The organism is Lysinibacillus sp. Y5S-8 (assembly GCF_036894365.1).
GTDB lineage: Bacteria > Bacillota > Bacilli > Bacillales_A > Planococcaceae > Lysinibacillus > Lysinibacillus fusiformis_D.
In genome coordinates this window covers 1,713,367-1,734,898 of sequence record NZ_CP145889.1, presented here as the reverse complement: position 1 = coordinate 1,734,898, position 21,532 = coordinate 1,713,367, and the positions used below count along the sequence as shown (strand labels likewise).

The window sequence follows — 21,532 nt, the reverse complement described above, 5'->3', positions numbered from 1 at the left end:
CATTCATCCTCCTTTTACATTATAAGTTTATCATATTTTCGAAAATTTTGTATATTGTGGACTTTTTAGTATTTTTATTCAGAATATTCGTCTTTTACTTTCTCTATTATTTTTAAATATTGACTATCTCCTAACCCATAGTGAGGGAAGAGAGAAAATAATTGCTTCATTAAATCCCCTAGCGGCTGCTCAAGATGCTTTTTTATATACGTCGTAATATCATTTTCTTCCTGTAGATAAATAAAATATAATTGAATGCCCTGATACATGACGGGTAAAAGTGTAGCCTTCGGAAAACGATGGTGCATGAAAACTTCTTGATAGACCTCTAGATAGCCTCCTAACTCCAGCTCTGTTTCCTCCACATCATAGGTCGTTTCCTTGACCATATGGAAATAGACTTTGCCTTGATATCCTTGTTGTTCGAGAAAAGCAAGCATGGTCAATAAATTCATCTGACAAAACATATCATCCCCAAACCATAACACAATGCATTGATAGTCTTTTGTCCATAGAGGCTTCAAAGGATTCAATGTCATTTGCTCGTATGCCTGTAATGACACTTGATGCCCAGCCGCTCGGATTTGATTGAATTCCTCGCTGAAAATCGGGCTAGCAGTCGGATTCGTACACATGGCTTCATTGAAAGGTACATAATCACTATTTCCCATTAATTGATGTTTTGCAAATTCTTCATACATCATCTGACCATTTAATACATTCAAAGTCTCTTGATCAAATTGCTCAAAAATCTTTTCCTGTAGTTCCTTAATTTTCAATTTTTGAGAAATATCCATTATAAACCAGCCTCTTTCATCATTTAAATTTAACTTCACAAATGTTTGCATAGGCTGAGGAGACCTCCTATAATCATACGGGCTTATGCCAAAGACCCTTTTAAATGCTCTTGAAAAGGATTCCTGAGATGAAAAACCATAGCAGAAAGCAATATCAATAATTTTCTCCTCTGTCTCTTTTAATACCAAGGATGCAAGATAGATTTTTCGTAATGACATATATTTTTTAATCGTCATCCCCGTCATCTGATGAAATTTGAAAGAACAATAATAAGGAGAATAGCCCATCTCCTTCCCTAATTGCTCTAACGAAAACCCTTCTAAGAGATGACCTTCAATCCAATCAATCATCTCCTGTACGATGTTGTTCATCCACATCCCTCCTACTTTGATTATAGTAGAAGGCATCATTGTTTTTATGATATAAGTTGTGAATGTGCAATAAAAAAACTGTAGCAAACTTTTGAGCTTGCTACAGTTTATCCTCTAACAAATAAGAGCTTTATATATTATTAGGGGGATTATAACTAGCTTTCAAGTCATGTTCGGTTTCCAATCAAACATTAATTAAGAGCAATAAGAAAGAAAGTTGGGGATACTTTCTTTCTATCAAAGAACAGAGTCTGTTTACCCTATTCAATGTTTTGGCAAATAGCAATCACTTGCTTCACAGCCTCAGCTGAATGCTGGAGAGCTGCTTGTTCTTCAGTTGTTAGGTGCAATTCAATCACAGATTCAATCCCATTGCCACCTAAAATAGTTGGTACACCTAAAAACAGATCGTTATAGCCATACTCTCCTTCTAATAGGGCAATAGAGGGGATAATTTTTCGTTGATCTTTCATAATGATTTCTACCATTTGTGCACACGCTGCTGCTGGTGCATAGTAGGCACTACCATTGCCTAGCAATCCGACAATCTCACCGCCGCCCTTACGTGTACGTTCAACGATTTGTTGTAGTCGAGCCTGGGGAATTAGCTTTTCTAATGGAATGCCTCCTGCATAAGAATAGCGAATTAATGGCACCATTTCATCACCATGTCCACCTAACACAAAGCCTGATACATCCTCTGGAGCAATTTGTAGCTCTTGTGCAACAAATGTATTGAAACGGGCTGTATCTAATACACCAGACTGACCGATAATCCGATTTTTGGCAAAGCCTGTTTCCTTATGACACACATAGGTCATGGCATCAACTGGATTACTTAACACAAGGACAATACTGTTGGGTGCATAGTGTTTAATCTGTCTTGACACTTGTTGAATGATTTTCGCATTTGTTGTGACTAAATCATCGCGGCTCATCCCTGGTTTACGAGGAATACCTGCTGTAATGACCACAATATCAGCACCAGCAATATCTTCGTAATGACTTGTCCCTTTAATCGACACATTGAATTTTTCGATAGGGCCTGTTTGTAGTAAATCCAATGCTTTCCCTTTTGTCGGGTTCTCCGCTTCTGGAATATCTACTAGCACCACATCGCCTAATTCTTTCTGTGCTAAAAATAAACTTAATGTAGCTCCTGTATGACCTGCACCAATCACAGCAATTTTATTTTTACGAAATGCCATTATGCGTCACCTCTATTATCTGTCGGTGATGTTGTGTCTGCTGTTTTTTTAGCACGCGTTGATGCTGTTGTAGTGGCAGGCTTTTTCTTTGATGCCTCTGGTCCTTTAATCATTTGGAATACTTCTTCATCAGGTCTCGGAATGACGTGAGCACCTAATAATTCACCAACACGCATGGCAGCAGCCTTACCAGCTTCCACCGCTGCTTGTACAGAACCTACGTCGCCCTTCACGACTATCGTCACAATACCACCATCGACGAATTCTTGTTTAACGATTGTCACATCTGACGCTTTAATCATCGCATCAGCCGCTTCATATGAACCAACTAATCCTTTGGTCTCAATCATACCAATTGCACTACTCATTGTCCTCACCTCTCATCACTTCAGTAGAATCAATAATACCAATGACCACTGCATCGATTGGTAACGGATTTTCTTTCATAATATAGCGTGATGACCCACCGCTTGTAATGAGTACATCATCACCAATACCCGCACCAATACGATCAGCTGCCACCATTTCTGTGCGAATCGGCTGTTGATTGGAGTCAATTGGTTGAATGATAAGTAGCTTTAAACCATTCAGCCCTTCCTCCTTGCGTGTTGCCCATACACTGCCTATCACTCTTCCCATTTGCATGAACTTCACCCTCTTTATGCGACACAGATTTTCTTATTACTCCGAACGAATTGTTAATGTTTTATTTAACTCTCGTAATTTATCATAAGCCAGTGCTGTCACAATCGTTTTCTTTGGGACCACAATTTCTTGTGCATCGATATCTAGCACTTCTATTTGTGAAAGTAGCTTTTTGTCATAATGATAGACGGATGGTTGCGCTACTTTCTGTATAGCTGGTGACTGTTCTTTCTCAGGTATGGCTGGCTCGCTTACTTGATGATGGACCATTTCAGCAAACGTTCCTTGTTGAATGAACCCTGCATTTGCTTCATCTGTATCAATATGCATTTCTAATCGATAACGCTCTGATACGCGGACGATCACATTCGATAAAATAATGGGGCGAATACCCCCTACCTTGATTTGTACAGACTGTCCATCTACTACATTGAATCTCGCACTATCCGCAGGGGACATATGGATATGTGCCTGTGCTACAATGAGTCCTTCATTTAACACAACACTCCCCTTTGGACCAATCAATGTAACAGGGCTAGAGCCTTGAATATCACCCGAAACTCTTAACGGGGGCTTCAATCCTATTTTCATTGCATCTGTCCAGCTTACTTCCACTTGAGACAAGGAGCGAGCTGGGCCCAGAATACGAACTCGCTCAATCGATCCTTTGGGACCAGCGATGACAACGGTTTCCTCCGCAGCAAATTGTCCTGGCTGTGAAAGCTCAAACTTTGGTGTAAGCTCATAATTCTCACCAAAAAGTTGCTCCACCTCTGCTTGTGCAAGATGGACATGGCGAGCGGATACGCCAACGGGAATTTTACCGTCATGTGGAGAGGAAGATTGATTTTTTAAAACTTGTTGCAGAACTTCTTCCACAATTTTTTGCACTAAATTTTCTTGCATCTTGCCTCCTCCTTACGATGATACTTTTACTAATCTACCTTGTGCTTGTTGTTCGATAAAGCCTGCATTTGCTTCATCTGTATCAATGTGCATCTCTAAACTAAAGTCATTTGAAACACGTACAACGACACCACGGAAAGTGACAGGTCGATCACTGATGACTTCCACTGAAACCAATTCATTATTGTGTACTTCCAATTCTTTGGCATCTTGTTCTGTCATATGGATGTGTGCCTGTGCAATAATGACCCCCTGCTGTATCTCCAACACTTTGTCTTGATAAAGTATTTTAATGCCTGCCGAGTTTTCAATATTTCCTGATTGCCTTAAAGGAGGGGTAACCCCAAGCTTCATCGCATCTGTGCGGCTGACTTCCACTTGGGTTGCTGGTCTTACAGGTCCAAGGACACGGACATTATGAATAATGCCCTTTGGCCCTTCGATTGAGACACGCTCCTTGGCAGCAAATTGCCCTGGCTGTGATAAGTCAAAATCCTTTGTTAACGTTGCATTTGGACCAAAAAGTGCTTGTAAATCCGCTTCACTAAGATGGATATGACGAGCCGAAATGGCCACTGGAAATGTTTTTGTCGCTGTTGTCACGTTAGCCACCTCTATATTTCGTAAATTGTTTTTGACTTGGACAAGATAAGAGCTTTCCTACGGTTAGGTCAGCTCTCATGCTGATCCATTACGTCTTGGCATAATGGCTTCTTATCCAGTACGTTTCTTGTAAATGAAAGCTATATTGGCATTTGTCTCACACCATCTATAGCAATAAGCGTCTCCTACTGAAAGAAGATAAATTATGCTTCTGCTTTTGGTAAAATCATTTCTAATTCGTGGTGTGGACGTGGGATTACATGCACAGATAATAGCTCTCCTACACGTTGTGCTGCTGCTGCACCTGCATCTGTTGCTGCTTTCACCGCACCTACATCACCACGTACAAGAACTGTCACGATACCGCCACCAACATGTACTTTGCCTACTAAATTAACACTTGCTGCCTTTACCATTGCGTCTGCTGCTTCAATTGCTCCTACTAAACCTTTTGTTTCTACCATTCCTAATGCTGTACTCATTTGTCATTCCTCCAAATTATTTATTTTGTAATGTGATTTGTTTTAATACTTGATCGACAATTTGCTGAACCATTGTCGTATCTAAAGAAGGTTCTTGCGCTACAACCGACTCGACAACGGACAGTACTTCAAATTCTGGTTTTGGCACTTCAACATCTTTAATGCCGTACGCCATACGTTTGATATTTAATAGATGTCTTGCTGTTATATTATCTGACGTAATATTACCGCCAAATGTACCGCAGCCTAATGTAAAGGATGGGGCTAGCCCAGTTGTGCCACCTACTGCACCGATAGATGATAATGTATTGACCACAATGCGTGATACTGGTAATTCAACGGAGAATTGCTCTGCTAATGCTGCATTTTCTGTGTGGATAGAGCATGTGTGTCCGCGTCCACCAATATTTAACAGATCAATCATGACTTGCTTTGCTTCTGTACTGTTTTCTACTACATAAAGGGCAAAGATTGGTGACAATTTTTCAAGAGAAAACGGAATATTTTTACCGATCATCGTTTCCAACCCAACGAGTACTTTTGTATCGTCTGGTACCGTAATGCCAACAGAATCTGCTAAGCAAGTAGCTGATTTGCCGACAATCTGTGGATTTACTTTTCCAGGAACAGGCGAAATCAATTTCTCCATTTTGGCCTTTTCTTCAGCATTTAATAGATAAGCACCATTTTTCTTTAATTCTGTCTGCACTTGCTCTGCAATCGCCTTATCCACAATAATGGCTTGCTCTGTTGCACAGATTGTGCCATTATCGAACGATTTGCTTTGCACTAATTGACGTACAGATTTTTGAAGATTAGCCGATTTTTCGATGTAAGCTGGTACATTCCCTGGCCCTACACCATAAGCAGGTTTGCCAGAGCTATACGCTGCCTTCACCAATGCACCGCCACCAGTCGCTAAAATTAAATGAATGTCAGGATGCTTCATTAGCTGCTGTGTTGCCTCCATAGAAGACATCGTTAAACATTGTAGTAAACCTTCTGGTGCACCTGCTTTTTCAGCAGCTACTCGACAAATGTCTAAAGCCTCTTTCGTACATTTCACAGCATATGGATGTGGACTAAGTACTAAGCCATTTCTTGTTTTTAAAGAAATAAGTGTTTTAAAGATGGCTGTAGAGGTTGGATTGGTCGTTGGCACTATACCTGCGATGACGCCAAAAGGACTAGCGATTTCGGCTACTTTTTTCATGCGGTCATAGCCCACAATGCCAACCGTTTTTAAGTCTTTGATATCCTCATAGACATCTCTTGAAGCCACTTCATTTTTCATCTTTTTATGGTTGGGAATACCCATCCCTGTTTCTTGCACCGCCATTTTTGCTAAACGGTCTGCTTCCTTAAAGGCAGCATCCGCAACAGCCTTCACAATGTTGTCTACTTGTTGCTGTGAAAATTGCATGTAGGCAGCCTGTGCTGTATTAGCATGTTTTACAGCATCTCTCATTTCCTGAATCGCTAATAAGTCTTTGTCTAATGTGGCCATAAAGCCGCCTCCTTTCTAGATCACTGGATTTCTAGCTACATTTTCAATAGCTTCTCTGAAAGCATTTGCCGCAGCCTCACATGACGATTGACTACCACTTAATAAGCCGCCACCAAAATTGGTTTCAGACGGAGGGCCAAAGAAAACCTTTAACTCCACATCTGCCGCTTTTAATGCTGCATCTAATCCAATCATTGCCTCTAATGGCGGTGCGATTAAATAAGCAAGAGGTGTGCCAACCTTTACATCTGCAAGCTCGGCAAGATACGTACCACAGCTTGCCACGGTATGGGCAAACAGAGCGTGATTGTCATTATGATTAATGGCTTCAAAGTACGTATCAAATTCAATTTTTTGTTGAATGGCATCAAGTCCACTACGAATTTCATCAGGTGAGCTTCCCGCAATGATGCCAATTACTTCACCTGACAATGGGCCAGATGCATGAGCCGCTCCCGCATAAAAACTTTTCGCATAGACAACATCGACATCTGCCTTTTTTGTTGCCTCGTCTAAGGCAACATAACCCACATCGTCGATTGTCAGTGTGACAAGTCCAATACTGTGTTGATATGGCTTCAAATCTAACTGCTCTGCTAGTTCACTGTTCACTCTTGGAATGGTTTGCATCGCTAAAATTTGCGCCATAATTTTTTGAGGATTCATGGTTCAGCCCCCTAACCTTCTTTTGCGACAAGCTCTACACCACTTGCCTGATAATGCAAGATTTTTTCTACAATGGTTCCTAGATAAGCACCTGCTTCTAATGGTGGGATACCACCTTTATGGATATTTGATATCACCATACGCTCCGCTTCCACTGTACCGATTCTTGGCTTGTAGCATAGATACGCACTCATCGATTCAGCAGATACAAGACCTGGACGTTCACCAATAAGATAAACAATCACTTCTGCCTGTAGCAGCTCACCAATTTCATCCATTAAAGCAACACGCCCTTTATCAATATAGAAAGTTGTGCCGATATCAATATTTAAATTGCTAAGACTTTGCTGAAGGGCTAAGTACACATCTTGCACATTTTCCTCAATCGCACTAGCACTTAAGCCATTCGAAATAATAATCTGTACTTTTGGTTGCGGCTTACATTTTTGCTGAATTAACGCTTTTGATTCGTCCGATAGACGACGACCTAAGTCAGGTCTTGTAATGTATTCCTCTTTATCCGTGACTTTCGTTGTGACCTGAAAGACATCAAGCTTTTGTAAAAGACCCTCGGACACTTCACCATACACGGCATCCACTGCAGCAGCATGATCGAGTCGGAATTTTAACCAAGTTTTTGTTTTTGGTCTTGTCCCCGCTCTTCCAACGCCAATTCGAGCAGGTGTATGTTTTTTAGCGGCTTGTACACTATCCGTTAACGTAGCTGCCTCAAACTGAAAAGGCTTAATCGACACAGCTACATTGATGGGTTGTTCGAAAGTAGCAGTAGGAGCTACCGTCGCCTGCTGTGGAGCTCCATGCTGATACAGCTGAATTAATGGCTCCTGCGATGTTGCTCTTGATGTTGTTGTTTCTGTTGCCTGATGTGCTGCTGTATCATAAAACGTAATAAGAGGTTGTTCTGTTGGAGTAGCTACCGTTTCAGGCACTTGGCTCTCGGTGCTTTTCTCCATCTTTTCCATAACAAGCTGTGTAATCATAGAGACTAATTGATCATTCACTGGACTCACCTACCTTTCAAAAATGGATAAATCGCCAGCTCTTGCTGAAAGTCGACCATTTTCATAAATGCCCATTTTCTCTAACCAGGCTAAATATTCTGGTGCTGGTTTTTTACCAAATGTTTGGAGTAATGTAGCCACATCATGGAAGCTCATTGATTGATAGTTGAGCATAACATCATCACCCATCGGCGCAGCAATAATAAAGTTAACGCCAGCTGCTGTTAGTAGCACACTTAAATCTTCAACATCATTTTGGTCCGCCTTAATATGGTTGGTATAACAAATATCTACACCCATTGGAATACCGTGCATTTTGCCCATGAAATGATCTTCTAGACCTGCTCGAATAACTTGTTTATTATTGTATAAATACTCTGGACCGATAAAGCCCACTACTGTGTTCACAATGTAAGGATTAAAATGTCTTGCAAATCCATAATTGCGAGATTCGAGTGTTACTTGGTCAATGTCCATATGAGCCTCTGCCGATAGCTCTGAGCCTTGGCCCGTTTCAAAGTAGAATAAATTTGGGCCAGTACCCGTTCCTTGCTTTTTAATGAGCTCCTCTGCTTCTCTTATTAAATCCGCAGAAATACCGAACGAACGGTTGGCAATTTCCGTCCCAGCAATACTTTGGAAAATCATATCTGCTGGTGCGCCTTGCTTAATTGCTTTCATCTGTGTTGTGATATGAGCTAGGACACAGTTTTGTGTAGGGATGGACCAGTCATTGATAAATTCTTTTGTAGCCGTAAGTACCTTTTTGACACTTTCAACTGAATCATCTACAGGATTAATACCGATAACAGCATCTCCAATACCATAAGACAGTCCTTCTTTTAGTGAGGCGATGATGCCATCAATATTGTCTGTTGGATGGTTTGGCTGTAGGCGAGAGGACAGTGTCCCTTTTTGCCCAATGGTAATATTACACGTTGACAGTATTTCTACTTTATTGGCTGCATGAACAAGATCTAGATTTGACATGAGCTTTGTGACAGCTGCAATAATTTCTGAATTCATGCCTTTGCTTAATCGCTTTAATTCACGATCCCCTGTGTCATTCGATAAAATATATTCACGCAGCTGCTCGATGCTCCAGTTTTTGATTTCTCCATAGATTTGCTCATTAATATCGCCCTCAATAATGCGTGAAACCTCATCATTTTCCTGCGGCACTAATGGATTTTCTCGGATATCTTTGACTAAAAGCTCACTTAATACAGCTTTAGCTGCGATTCGTTGTTGAACCGTCTCAGCTGCAATACCAGCTAGCCGATCGCCTGATTTTTCTTCATTGGCCTTAGCCATTACATCTTTTAATGATTTAAAATTATATTTTTCTCCACCAAATATCACCGATAGATTCACATTCATCCTCCTTACTTTGAGTGGAAGGCAAGGGTCTTCACCACAACAGGAACAACGCCAGATGGCAGAGCCTCTCCAATGTCGATATAATCGCCCGTCTCCACTTTAATTTGATCGATGCAAATAATTGGTACTGTCGCATGAATGGCTTGTATGGTCTGTCCAATAATCTTTGCATAATCTGATTGAATGACTATGATAATTGGTATGTCCTTGGAGCATCTTGTCGCCAAATGTTGCAAAATAGCCTGGCACAATGCATGTACATCCTGAAAGCTTAAATACGGCAATTCGCTAAAATAGAGTGCGAAAGGCGAACGATTATCCTGGATGGAAAATAAATCATCTGCTCGCTCTACTGCTGTCTTCACCGTAGTATTAAAATCTTTCGCTGGCTCCATATGGCAGTTGAAAACAGGTACATTTTTTAGTGGTAACACCTCGGCATCTACCTGAATGGTTGCCCCGCTAATTTCAGTTGTTTGTGTACCCGCTCCAGTGACTGTTGCACGTGCTGTTTCTTCTGGTCGTAGCCATAAAAACGATTGTAGTTGCTCATGTTGTATAAGCATTTTCGCTAATTTTTCGCCTATATCATCATATTGGCGCTGAGTACATTCATTTTCATAAATACAGGAAGCTACACCACCAGAAAAGACGATGGCATCCACTGGTTTATGCCAGTTCGGTAAATGCCCTAGTAATAATGGATGCTCTCCATCGGTACACTGTCCACTAAGAATCATGGCAAGTGTTCCAACCATTTCGTCAATACATTGTGAAACACGAGCATCATCGGCCGCATCACCGACAGCTAACGGATTAGCCCATTGTTCCATTAGTCGCATAAGTGGCGGAGAAATTGATTGAACCCTTCCATCCTTAAATTCAATCAATCTACCACCAACATGTAAGGTACATGTACCAATAACTTCTCCAAACTGCATCACAGCAATATTGGCAGTTCCTCCGCCAATATCAATATTGGCAATCACCTTGGCTGAATTCTTTGATTGCTGTAGGGTACCAGCCCCTTTAGCAGCAATGATGGCCTCTAAATCAGGACCAGCGGTAGCAACTAAAAAATGACCTGCACCATCGGCAATGGTATGGACAACCTCGCTTGCATTTTCCTTCGTGGCCGATTCGCCTGTAATAATAATGGCACCTGTTGAAATGTCAGTTGGTGCGATTTGTGCTAATTGATATTGCTGAAAAATAAATTCTTCAATTTTTTTCATATCAATGATGTCTCGATTAATAAAAGGTGTTTTAATGATTGGACTTTGATGTAACACCGTTTTCTCAATAATTTCAATCCTTGGCACATGTGTCACACCAGCCACATTCTTTAACAGAAAACTACTGACCACCATTTTGGTAGTACTTGTCCCAATATCAATGCCTGCACTAAATATTTTTTCAGTTTTCACCCTATACCTCCCTCTCGCTACTGTGAGCAATACATGAGATACGGACTATCGCGATCCTTGACAAATTGACGAATTTCTTCCTGTGTCGTAAGTTGAATCAATGGTTCAATCAACTCGATGCCTAACTTTTGCCAGGAAGAGGTTTTCACGATGGGCCCATGTGTCATCACATTTTTTAATAAGGCTATAGCCCTTTCCATATTGGCATTAGGGGCATCTATCTTGGTAATAACACCGATCTGTATTTTAGGAATCCCTAAGCTAAATTGCGGAGGGAACACACTTCTTGCAGAGGTGGCATCCTGCAAGTAAATGACATGGGTTACTTCCAATGATGTTGCCATAATATTCCTGTAATACATTGGATTTTCAACATATTCACCTGGTGTATCAACAATCCAGTCATCATAAACGAGTGCTTGTGTTTTATTGGCACTGCTTTCTTTACCCAACAACGTATTCATCAATGTTGACTTTCCTGCCTGCACACCGCCTATTATCATTACTCGATTTTTCATATGACACATCCTATGATTTCGTTATTTTTGATGGTGTATAACCTAATACCTCAGATAAAAAACGATTAATTTCTAACATTGCCATTTCCACCTCTGATACACTACCAACAATAACGAGACTACCTGTAAAACGATCTAAAAATCCTAGTCTGACATTGGCAGCCTTTGTCGCTAAATCTCCTGCGATAATCACCGTTTCACTTGGGGTACACGTCATAATGCCCAGTGCACCCGATTCTTGGATACCCAGCTTTTGAAACATATCGGGATCAGGATTAGCTATAAGGTGACTCAATGTTAGCTGTTTACCCGGCACAAACTCCTGAATAAATCTTTTTTTCTCTTCACTCACACGTCATCACCTCACTTTTTAATCAATTAAGATTTTTGATCTGTTAAATATTCGCCTTCTTTAATAATGCCTGCCTTGCGATCCTCAATTTCCAGCCTTAATGCAGTTGGTACAGAAAGCTTATAAGCTAAAATAATCGCAATAACACCGGCTAAAAACTTCCCAGCGATTACAGGTAAAATAATGGTTGGCTGGAAGTTAGCTGTGAATGATAAGTGATCGCCTAATAAAAAGGCTGAACATACACCAAACGCGATGTTAATTACTTTATCCTTCGGTGGCATATGGCGAATCAATGTAAACATTGCCAAAATATTAGCAATTGTTGCTAATATCCCCGCACTTCCTACAGATGATAAACCTAATTTTTTACCAGCCGCTTCAAGTGGTTTGGAAGCATATTTTCGAATTAAATACACCATTGGGAACGCACCCGCTAGCATAATTCCAATATAACCAGCTGTTTCTAATGCCCGGAATTGGTCGATTTCATCAGCCATGATTGGATCGAAGCCCCACGCACCAAATATCTTTGTAAAAATACCTGTAAAAATCTCTACAATCGAGAACACTAACACTAATTTAATCCCCGCATCCATCACGCGTCCGAATATCATGAAGCCTGCAATCATACCGTTCGGAATAAGCTTTAAGCCTAGTGCGATTAAAATAACGAAAATGAATAACGGTAGTAAATTAATTAATATTTGTAAAACAGAAATGGCAAACACATATGTAGGTGCCTCTGTTGTACTAATAACTTCACGTACTTCTGTGTTAAATAGCACGATCATGATCGAAGAAATAAATGCACCAATCGGAATTGTTAATACGCCAGCCATAATACCTAGCGCCATATATTTATGATCACGCTTATCTAACATCGCAAGACCCATTGGAATTGAGAATACAATGGTAGCACCTGACATAAAGCCAACAACAAGAGCCATTACCCATCCCTCATAAGACTCCTTTAACGCATTGGCTAATTGGTAACCACCCATGTCCGAGGCTAAAATCGTCGTCGCTGCAATCGCAGGATCTGCACCAATTAACTCAAAAATCGGACTAATAAAATGACTAATAAACCATGTTAAGTAAGGTATAGCTGCCATGATCCCTGCTGCTGGGACAAAAATATGCCCAACGGTATGAATCCCATTCATAAATTCTTTCCCAATCCCATACTCAGCATCTCGGATAGCCCCGATTGCCCCTAAAACAGCACAAATCATAATAATATAAACGATAATCGTTCCTATCATTGCCATCTTACTCATCACCCCTTTTTCATTATTAAATTTATATAAAAAAAGGCACTTTAAAGAAGAAATCTCTTTAAAGCGCCTTTGCTTCAACTATTGACTTGTAAGGTGTTTATAATTTGCTGTGCAATGTGTACCATTTCCTGTTGTGTTTGCATGCTTTCATTGCGAATCTTACGATAAGCCTCGTCCTCACTAATGTTTTCAGCCTGCATGAGCAAACCCTTTGCTCGTTCAATGATTTTTCGTTTTTCCAATTGTGTTTGCTTATGTAAGATCTCGCCATTGAGTCGGTTAAATTTATCAATTTGATGAAAAGCAACCTCTAATACAGGCAACACATTTTTCTCAGAAAACGGTTTCATGACATAGCCTAATATATTGTCTTGCTTCATGTAGAGCAACAATTCTTTTTCACTGTATGCCGAGATGAAAAGAACGGGTATACCAAGCTGTTGTTCAATAATTTTACTTGCCTTCAACCCATCAAGTTTAGGCATTTTAATGTCCATTAAGATTAATTGCGGTTTATGTAAAAAGGCTAATTCAATGGCTGTTTCCCCATTACTTGCCTGTGCTACTACTTCGTAGCCATTGTCTTCTAACATAAACTTCAAATCAATCGCAATCAGTGATTCATCTTCGACAATCATAACTTTCCTAGTCATTTACGATAAATACCTCCTCACTTACAGGAAACTGAATTTGAGTATGTGTACCTTCTTCACTAGGGATAATTGAAAATGAGCCAGCTAAATCATACTCTACAAGCCTTGTGATAATTTCCATCCCAAAAGATGCCTTCACCTCTTGCATTCCAACGCCGTTGTCAGAAATATGGAGTGAAATAGCAGACTCTTCCTGAATGAATTGAATATCAATGGTTCCTTCATCACGACCGATAAAAGCATACTTTAATGCATTTTGCAGGAGCTCGCAAATAATGAGTGCGAGAGATACCGCTTTTTTTGAATGACAGAATAGCTGCAAATTATCATGTTGAAAGGCTAGTTGAATAGTTGCTGTATTGGACGTATCAATCATTTTATGACCAATTTTTTTAGCTAACGCGATAACATCTACTTTTTCTTCAGCGTTATCCTCATTTTCTAAAATAAGCTCATAAACAGATGAAATACTATATATTCGATTTAATGCCTCTTGAAAAGCACTTGCATTCGCAGCAGACCGATCATTGCGCATTTGCAGGCGTAATAAGCTTGTCACTGTCTGAAGATTATTTTTCACGCGGTGGTGAATTTCTCGTATCGCAAAGGTTTTCATCATTAGCTCATTTTCTTTCAGTTTAAGCTCTGTTAGATCATGAATAATGAGTAGAGTGACCTTCTCGTTTTGACTGCGAATCGGAATTTTTTTTACAATAAAGGATTTACGATCAATTGTAATTTCTAAGAAAAAGACATCATCGCCTTTATCATAGACTTCCTGTAAAAAAGGTAAAATTTTATCCAATGCAACATTGTCAAAGTTCTCTAATCCCGATAGCTCAGAAATAAAATGATAGCCAGCAGGATTGCTATAAATCACTTTATTTTCATGATTGGTGAGAATTATTGACTCTACAAGTAAATCAGAAACAACGGGTATCGGTTGCGGATTCGGTTCTACAATATGCTCAATTAGAGCAAAAGGCATATTTTGAAAATCATCTTTCGGTGTCGTTTGCATCTTCACCATTTTTTCCTGAATCAACACAGCAATCACTTGCTGTTGCTCATTAAAAATAGGCATCACATTTTGCTCTACCGTAATCCCTTCCTGCGTAATCGCTCTGGAAATAGAAGATTTTTCTTGATGTTTGAATGCAGCAAATACAGCTGGTTCAAAACTTTCAAATACGAATTTTCCGATAACTGATTTTTCATATAAACCAATTTCCTTTTTCGGGAATGCCTCTGCCACAACAATTGCATGCGGTAAATTTTCCAGCAGGCAATCTATGAACATATAACAATCAGTCAACTCAGCATAATACGTTAGCGTAGCTTCAATTTCTATTAACTTGTCAATATCCGTTGCCGATAGATTTGTATATTTTCTACACAATGATTGAATGTTCGACAGGTTTAAGCCCCCTATCAAGGAATAGTCAGCAAGCAATTTGACTATTCTTAAAAATTCTTGTCATTATTATAAACCTTTTGTGAAATTATTTTCAATACAAAAAATATTTTCTTTCACCAAATTTCGTTGCATTACAAAGAACTATATAGCTTAAAAGAGAAATATTCAACAGTTTTTTAAAACACCGCATTATATCCATACCCATAATATTATTTTAATATATTAAAAAAGCGAGCTTACCTTTATGGCAAACTCGCTTTTTTCTATTTTATTTCTGGTACAACCGCTACTATATTTTCAAAGGCTGCACGTTGTTTTTGTTCTTCTTCATTTAATAAAATATGAATATCTCCATGGTCATTAGATGTACGGATTAAGCGACCCATCCCTTGCTGCAAGCGTAGTTGCATGAAAGGTAGTTCCACTTCTTCAAATGGATTTTCAGCAAACGTACGTTTCGCATCAAATAATGGATCTTGTGGAGGAAATGGTAAATCATAAATAATCACACGTGTTAAGGCTTCCTCAGGTAAATCTAAGCCTTCCCATAAATGATAGGAGCATAATGTTTTAATAGTCCCTTGCTGGAAATCTCGAACAATGGCCGATAGCTCTCGATCTCCTTCAAATGCTACATACATACGCTCCATAATCGGCAATTCTGCCTTAAAGTTTAGCATGGCTTGCTTTGATTTAAATAAAATCAATGTTTGCTCGCCATCCCGCAGCAATTGCTGAACACGCGCTGTTTTGTCACGTTGCGTAAGCTCATGTAAATAAATTTTCATCACTTCTTCATAATCGAATGGAGAAGGCACAGAAAATGATTGGTAATCGCGAATACCTAAACTGTAGGCAATGTAAGAAAAGTCCTTATTGACCGATAATGTGGCAGAAGAAAAGACGATTGGAAGCTTTTTAGAGAATAATTTTTCTGCTAAAACTTCTGTGATTAAACGAGGCATAATGACAAGCGTTTCCTCGCCATCTGTTTCCTCTAACCAATCCACCGCATCTCCCTGTGCTATGAAAATACGTAAGGAAGCCTCATATTGTTCTAAGTATTCTTCTGCCATATTTAACTCATATTCAGGAATCATATACATTTCTGATTCAAAGACGAATTCTTCCATCAAAACTTCAACATCATTTATTAGCTGCTTCCCATAAGCAAGCAATGCTTTCGATTTGTTTATACGTTTACGATCCTCATTTGAAGCAACGATATCATCACGAAGCTGATCAAAAAATAGCTCATGATCATCCTGTAGTTTTTCCATCGCATACAGTGTACGCTCGCGTACGCCATCTACCATCAATCGCTCTAATAATTGTACGATGGTAGTTGCTTGAACTTTATATGTCATTGCCTTTTGCGCAGCATATTCCAATAAATGCCCTTCATCTAACACAATCATCGATACCTCTGGCAGTAAAGCAAGCTGACCTTCACGCTCACGAGATTCCTTTGTAGCCAAATGCTCCATTAAAAAATCCTGAGAACAAATGACAAGATCTGTTGATTTACGATAATGGGAGCGATGCAACGTTTGCCCGCAGCGATTACGCAGCTCACAAACAGAACATTGCATAATGGCATTGTAATTCACTTTTTGCCAATCCTCATCACTAACCGTTGGATAGTCACTACGTTCTCCATATGGCTGTAAAGCAATCATAGAGCCTTGTGCATAGACGCCATCAGGGATGGAAAAGGCAATATCATCAATCCATTCATCAGTCTCCACTTTTTCTGCTTCCTCAAAACGTTTTAAGCATAAATATTGGTCTCTCGATTTTGCAAGACGAACATCAATATCGAGCCCTAACGTTTTTTGGAGTTTATAAATATCGCCCCCCTCTTTCACGAGTTGGTCGATTAATGTTTCATCTGCACAAGCAATTAGCGCAGGCTTCCCTGTGTAGCGTGCATAAGAGATGGCTGGTAATAAATAAGCGATCGTTTTCCCAGTTCCTACGCCTGCCTCTGCAAAGAGGATATTTTTTTCTTTCAGTGCTTGCTCTATTTGATAAGCCATAAAAATTTGCTCATCACGGCATTCAAAGCCTTTTTCAGGTAATTCATCATAAAGGACATCGCCCATCCAGTCACCTAATGATTCAAAAAATGAACGGTCCTTTGATAATGCAAATGGTAAAGATTTACGCAATTGATGTTCCCCCTCTAACTATCTGGTGCTATTATACGCGACGAAACGGAAGATAAGAAAAAATCTTATCTTCCGTTACTATTCGTTAATCTCTTTTAGACTTTTGACCCCAGAACTGATAATAATTTGTTTCAATAAAACCATTAAATAATTTTCGTTTCTTCGTCGCTTGGCGTCCATATAATTCTTCAAAATTTTTCATGGAGGATAGCATATACACAGACCAAGATGGATAGTTTTTCATGACTTTCCCGACATCACGGATTACCTGCTCCACGACTTCTACATCACCAATACGTTCTCCATATGGTGGGTTCCCAATCATGACACCATCCGTTAACTGTGTTGTAAAATCGCGTGCTTGCATTTGCTTAAACGTGATTAACTCACCAAAGCCCGCTTCTATTGCGTTTTCTTGTGCAATGCTGACCATACGATGGTCAATATCAGAACCAATAATTTCTAATGGCTGATCGTAATTGGCTAAACTTTCCGCTTCATCACGGACTTGATCCCAGATGGCCGCTTTCATCCAAGGCCAATCCTCAGAAATAAATTCACGGTTATACCCTGGCGCAATATTTTGTCCAAACATCGCCGCTTCAAGTGTGATGGTACCAGAGCCACAGAATGGGTCAACGAACGGACGATTTGGATTCCACTTCGAAATTTGCACAAGTGCCGCCGCTAATGTTTCCTTTAACGGTGCCTCCCCTTGTGCCTGACGATAGCCACGCTTATGTAAGCCGGCGCCAGATGTATCAATAGTCAGTGTCGCCACATCTTTTAAAATCGAAACCTCAATTTTGTAAGTCGCACCCGATTCATCTAAAAAGCCAAGTCGTTTATAATGCTGTTTCATTCGTTCAACGATTGCTTTTTTGGTAATTGCTTGGCAATCCGGTACACTAAATAATTTCGATTTTACAGATTTCCCTGAAACCGGAAAAGCCGCATCCACAGGTAAATATTTTTCCCATGGTAATGCTTTGACACTTTCGAATAATTGCTCAAAAGACTTTGCTGGGAATTGTCCAACGACTATCTTGACACGATCCGCTACACGCAGCCATAAATTGGTGCGTGCGATAGCCGTTTCATCGCCCTCAAAATATACTTTGCCATTGTCAACAGTTGTTTCATAGCCAAGAGCTTTTACTTCTTGGGCCACAATAGACTCTAAGCCCATTGCTGACGTAGCTACTAATTGATAGTTTGCCATAACTTATTTCCTTCCTTGATGCTCAATTTCCCAAAACTCCATAAACTCAATGAGATCGTTTAATGGTAATGGTTTGCTGTAATAATAGCCCTGGATAATATCACAGTTCATTTTACGTAGTATATCCACTTGTTGTGCCTGTTCTACACCCTCAGCAACAACTTTCATTTTTAGGCGATGGGACATTTGAATAATCGCATCTACAACTGCCTGTTTTTCATCGAGTGAGCCAATATGCTGAATAAAGCTTCGATCAATTTTTAAACAATCTAATGGGAAGCGAACTAAATAGCTTAGGGATGAATAGCCTGTCCCAAAATCGTCGATCGAGATTTTAAAGCCTAATTGTTTCAAACGAACCAATTTACTAACCGTCTCGTTCGCACTGTTCATCACCGTTCGCTCTGTCACTTCTATTTCAAAATTATTAGCTGGCATATTATAGCGCTCTAATATGGCTTGTATCGATTCTAAAAAATTCTGCTGTTTAAAGTGTATGCTCGATATATTAATGGCAACAGGTATTTTCCAACCTTGTTGCTGCATTTGAATAACTGCCTCACATGCTTTTTCAATAATAAGCTCACTTAACGGAATGATTAAACCAGTATCCTCCGCATAAGAAATAAATTCCGCAGGTGACACAAAGCCTAACCTCTCGCTATTCCAGCGAGCCAGTGCCTCTAAGCCTTGAATTTGCTCATCTTCCATCGAAATCTTCGGCTGAAAATGCAGCTCAAATTCACGGTTTTCTATAGCTTTTCTTAGCTCTGAATCTAGCAATAAAACGCGCTGTGCGTCTGTTTGCAGTTCATCAAAATAAAAGGAATAGCCGTTTAATTCATTCTTTTTGGAATAGGTCATTGCTCGATCTGCACAATTGATGAGCTGTTCTGTGTTTTTACCATCTACTGGATAAACACTAATACCCACACTTGTCGACATAAAAACTTCCTGACCGTTAATCATCATCGGTTGTTCGATACAACTAATGATTTGATCAGCAAATTTTGCAGCCTCTTTCACATTTTTCACATTGGTTAAGGTAATGACGAATTCATCGCCACCATATCTAGCAATAATGTCTTTGTTTTTTAGTAGCTGTTTTAGACGATTTGCTACTTCTTTCAAAATTAAATCTCCAACAGCATGGCCTAATGTATCATTAATTTGCTTAAATCGATCCAAATCTAAGAAATAGATCGCATGCTGCACTGAATGAGAAATAGCAGAAGTCGATTCTAAGAGATTATCCATTCTTTCAATATAGGCAAAACGATTGGATACATCTGTTAATGAATCCGTAAGCAACCGCTTTTCTAATTCGTTTTCTACTATTTTTCTTTCAGACAAATCTGTGAAAATACCACAGTAATTTGTAACCTCACCCTCATCGTTGGTTACACAAACAATTGTTAACCATTCAGGATATACGTCTCCAGTTTTACGACGATTCCATATCTCACCTTGCCAAATGCCTTCTTGTCGTATCTGTTCCCACATCTCTAAATAGAATGGCAATTCATGTACACCTGATTGTAATACGGCTGGCGTTTTTCCAACCACCTCATCACGTGTATAGCCTGTAACAAATTCAAAGGCAGGATTGACCATTACTATCTTTTTGAATTCATCTGTAATCATGATACCTTCAGATACATTTTCGAAGATTTTAAGTATTAAGGTAGTCGGATATTTAGAAATCAGCTTTAGTTTATCCATACTTTCCCAATTGTTTACTCCGTTCATGTTTCCGCTCCATCCTATCTCTCTATACTCCCCCTCAAAGGGCATTTATGTCAGGTTAACCGGTATGTAATCCATTCCACCTCAGCTAATTGTGTCCAGATATTTTCGAACTTACATGTTCTGTAAATTACTAAAATCTGCGACATTCGCCAGAGGCTTTATCTTGATCAACGGGTGTTTGGACACCCGATAAAATATGCCATCAAGAGCAATACATCACGTGGATGCGATAGCCGTTTTCAGATGTTATGACTTAGAAGCGGTAGCGATATATTCGCCATTTTCAAACGTATCGCGCATACCAAGACTTGATTAACAAGGTTACTTTTTCCTCATGAACTCAAAATAAAAGCTCTCCACCGAATTGGAGAGCGTTTGATATTTCGTAGATAAGCATCAAAAAATTCCATAAGCCATGTTTTGTTCCTGAGTACTCAAACAGCTTGCGCCTCGTACGATCAGGTGGTAACCATCTATCTACAGAGCATACTCTGTCCCTCTATCCGTTCAATTCCTTCAAGAGAGTGCCCCTACCATAATTTGGGTTTCTCACTCGTGGGGTTTACCTCGTTCCACCTTGCATGTTTCCAAGCAAGCTTCGTCACTGTGGCACTTTCAGGAAGTGTCAACCATATCCTAGGACTTAGGTTTTCCTTCCGCCGTCAGCTTGAACAGCTGCCTTACCTTATTTTTTCAGTAAGCACGAACACTACGGACATCTCAGAACCGTGTGAGCATGGACTTTCCTCTACGACGTCTAGCGCCGCAGCGATTACCAGAATTTCATGATGATACGAAAGATTATACTAGAGTTTTATGTTAAATACAATATAATTAATAAAAATTATTCGTATAGCTTGCTGCCAAATACATGCTTTTCCAAATTAGAAAGACGTTTTAAAATATCAAAATTAGTTGTACCAGCAGCTGCTGATGCAACTGGTTGTCTCTTTGGGGTACTATCAATTTCTTCTTTTAACTGTCTATTTTCTTCACGTAGTTGGGCCACCGCTTTTTCAAACGTTTCATAGTCTTGAATAATTTCATCAAGAAAAGAATCTACTTCTTCTACATTGTAGCCTTTAAAGTTCTTTTTAAATTCCTTTTCAAGGATCATTTTTGACGTTAATTTAATGTCCATTCACATCGCCCTTC

General features: G+C 39.6%; 21 protein-coding genes and 1 other RNA gene. All 22 read right to left on the bottom strand.

From position 1 onward, the window contains the following. Positions 1 to 74: 74 nt before the first annotated feature. Positions 75 to 1,169 carry an AraC family transcriptional regulator gene (locus V6670_RS08150; protein WP_338653540.1) on the bottom strand — a complete coding sequence of 365 codons (1,095 nt, stop codon included), beginning with the start codon at positions 1,167 to 1,169 and terminating at the stop codon, positions 75 to 77. A 260-nt stretch (positions 1,170 to 1,429) separates the two neighbouring features. After that, positions 1,430 to 2,377, bottom strand: coding sequence for a malate dehydrogenase (gene mdh / locus V6670_RS08145; RefSeq protein ID WP_338653538.1), 948 nt, complete (start codon positions 2,375 to 2,377; stop codon positions 1,430 to 1,432). Further along, the gene (locus V6670_RS08140; RefSeq protein WP_036118362.1) at positions 2,377 to 2,745 is read right to left on the bottom strand and encodes a BMC domain-containing protein; all 369 of its coding nucleotides are present in this window, start codon (positions 2,743 to 2,745) and stop codon (positions 2,377 to 2,379) included. The genes mdh and V6670_RS08140 overlap by 1 nt, the downstream gene beginning before the upstream one ends. Further along, the gene (locus V6670_RS08135; protein ID WP_036118365.1) at positions 2,738 to 3,022 is read right to left on the bottom strand and encodes a EutN/CcmL family microcompartment protein; all 285 of its coding nucleotides are present in this window, start codon (positions 3,020 to 3,022) and stop codon (positions 2,738 to 2,740) included. The genes V6670_RS08140 and V6670_RS08135 overlap by 8 nt, the downstream gene beginning before the upstream one ends. Positions 3,023 to 3,058: 36 nt before the next feature. Next, positions 3,059 to 3,928, bottom strand: a complete 870-nt coding sequence (locus V6670_RS08130; RefSeq protein ID WP_036118369.1) for a phosphate propanoyltransferase — start codon at positions 3,926 to 3,928, stop codon at positions 3,059 to 3,061. Between the two features lie 12 nt (positions 3,929 to 3,940). Beyond that, positions 3,941 to 4,531, bottom strand: coding sequence for a phosphate propanoyltransferase (locus V6670_RS08125; protein ID WP_338653536.1), 591 nt, complete (start codon positions 4,529 to 4,531; stop codon positions 3,941 to 3,943). A gap of 203 nt (positions 4,532 to 4,734) precedes the next feature. Further along, the gene (locus V6670_RS08120; RefSeq protein WP_004269321.1) at positions 4,735 to 5,013 is read right to left on the bottom strand and encodes a BMC domain-containing protein; all 279 of its coding nucleotides are present in this window, start codon (positions 5,011 to 5,013) and stop codon (positions 4,735 to 4,737) included. Positions 5,014 to 5,029: 16 nt separating this feature from the next. Beyond that, entirely contained in the window at positions 5,030 to 6,520 is a 1,491-nt protein-coding gene (locus V6670_RS08115) for an aldehyde dehydrogenase family protein (RefSeq protein ID WP_051891579.1), read from the bottom strand. Positions 6,521 to 6,535: 15 nt separating this feature from the next. Beyond that, positions 6,536 to 7,186, bottom strand: coding sequence for an ethanolamine utilization microcompartment protein EutL (gene eutL, locus V6670_RS08110; protein ID WP_036118375.1), 651 nt, complete (start codon positions 7,184 to 7,186; stop codon positions 6,536 to 6,538). Between the two features lie 11 nt (positions 7,187 to 7,197). After that, entirely contained in the window at positions 7,198 to 8,208 is a 1,011-nt protein-coding gene (eutC, locus tag V6670_RS08105; RefSeq protein WP_338653527.1) for an ethanolamine ammonia-lyase subunit EutC, read from the bottom strand. Positions 8,209 to 8,217: 9 nt separating this feature from the next. Further along, the gene (locus V6670_RS08100) at positions 8,218 to 9,588 is read right to left on the bottom strand and encodes an ethanolamine ammonia-lyase subunit EutB (protein ID WP_051891580.1); all 1,371 of its coding nucleotides are present in this window, start codon (positions 9,586 to 9,588) and stop codon (positions 8,218 to 8,220) included. 5 nt (positions 9,589 to 9,593) lie between these two features. Beyond that, positions 9,594 to 11,015: an ethanolamine ammonia-lyase reactivating factor EutA gene (locus tag V6670_RS08095; protein WP_338653526.1), complete on the bottom strand. Its 1,422-nt coding sequence runs from the start codon at positions 11,013 to 11,015 to the stop codon at positions 9,594 to 9,596. 17 nt (positions 11,016 to 11,032) lie between these two features. After that, positions 11,033 to 11,533, bottom strand: coding sequence for a EutP/PduV family microcompartment system protein (locus tag V6670_RS08090; protein WP_036118397.1), 501 nt, complete (start codon positions 11,531 to 11,533; stop codon positions 11,033 to 11,035). Positions 11,534 to 11,543: 10 nt separating this feature from the next. Then, a complete protein-coding gene (locus V6670_RS08085; protein ID WP_036118401.1) occupies positions 11,544 to 11,885 on the bottom strand; it encodes a BMC domain-containing protein in 342 nt (113 codons plus the stop codon). A 26-nt stretch (positions 11,886 to 11,911) separates the two neighbouring features. Further along, a complete protein-coding gene (eutH, locus tag V6670_RS08080) occupies positions 11,912 to 13,156 on the bottom strand; it encodes an ethanolamine utilization protein EutH (protein WP_141904141.1) in 1,245 nt (414 codons plus the stop codon). Positions 13,157 to 13,239: 83 nt separating this feature from the next. Continuing rightward, positions 13,240 to 13,818: a response regulator gene (locus V6670_RS08075; RefSeq protein ID WP_036118407.1), complete on the bottom strand. Its 579-nt coding sequence runs from the start codon at positions 13,816 to 13,818 to the stop codon at positions 13,240 to 13,242. Further along, a complete protein-coding gene (locus V6670_RS08070; protein ID WP_338653524.1) occupies positions 13,811 to 15,217 on the bottom strand; it encodes a histidine kinase N-terminal domain-containing protein in 1,407 nt (468 codons plus the stop codon). Before V6670_RS08070 ends, V6670_RS08075 begins: the two co-directional genes overlap by 8 nt. Before the next feature lie 281 nt (positions 15,218 to 15,498). Beyond that, the gene (locus tag V6670_RS08065) at positions 15,499 to 17,406 is read right to left on the bottom strand and encodes an ATP-dependent DNA helicase (RefSeq protein WP_338653522.1); all 1,908 of its coding nucleotides are present in this window, start codon (positions 17,404 to 17,406) and stop codon (positions 15,499 to 15,501) included. Positions 17,407 to 17,491: 85 nt separating this feature from the next. After that, positions 17,492 to 18,628 (bottom strand): class I SAM-dependent RNA methyltransferase, encoded by a 1,137-nt coding sequence (locus V6670_RS08060; RefSeq protein WP_141904138.1) that lies wholly within the window; start codon positions 18,626 to 18,628, stop codon positions 17,492 to 17,494. 3 nt (positions 18,629 to 18,631) lie between these two features. Then, positions 18,632 to 20,377, bottom strand: a complete 1,746-nt coding sequence (locus V6670_RS08055) for a GGDEF domain-containing phosphodiesterase (protein ID WP_036118414.1) — start codon at positions 20,375 to 20,377, stop codon at positions 18,632 to 18,634. A gap of 404 nt (positions 20,378 to 20,781) precedes the next feature. Continuing rightward, positions 20,782 to 21,161: RNase P RNA component class B (gene rnpB / locus V6670_RS08050), an RNA gene on the bottom strand. Positions 21,162 to 21,221: 60 nt separating this feature from the next. Beyond that, complete coding sequence (gene gpsB / locus V6670_RS08045) at positions 21,222 to 21,518, bottom strand: cell division regulator GpsB (RefSeq protein ID WP_036118417.1); 297 nt, start codon at positions 21,516 to 21,518, stop codon at positions 21,222 to 21,224. Between the last annotated feature and the right edge of the window lie 14 nt (positions 21,519 to 21,532).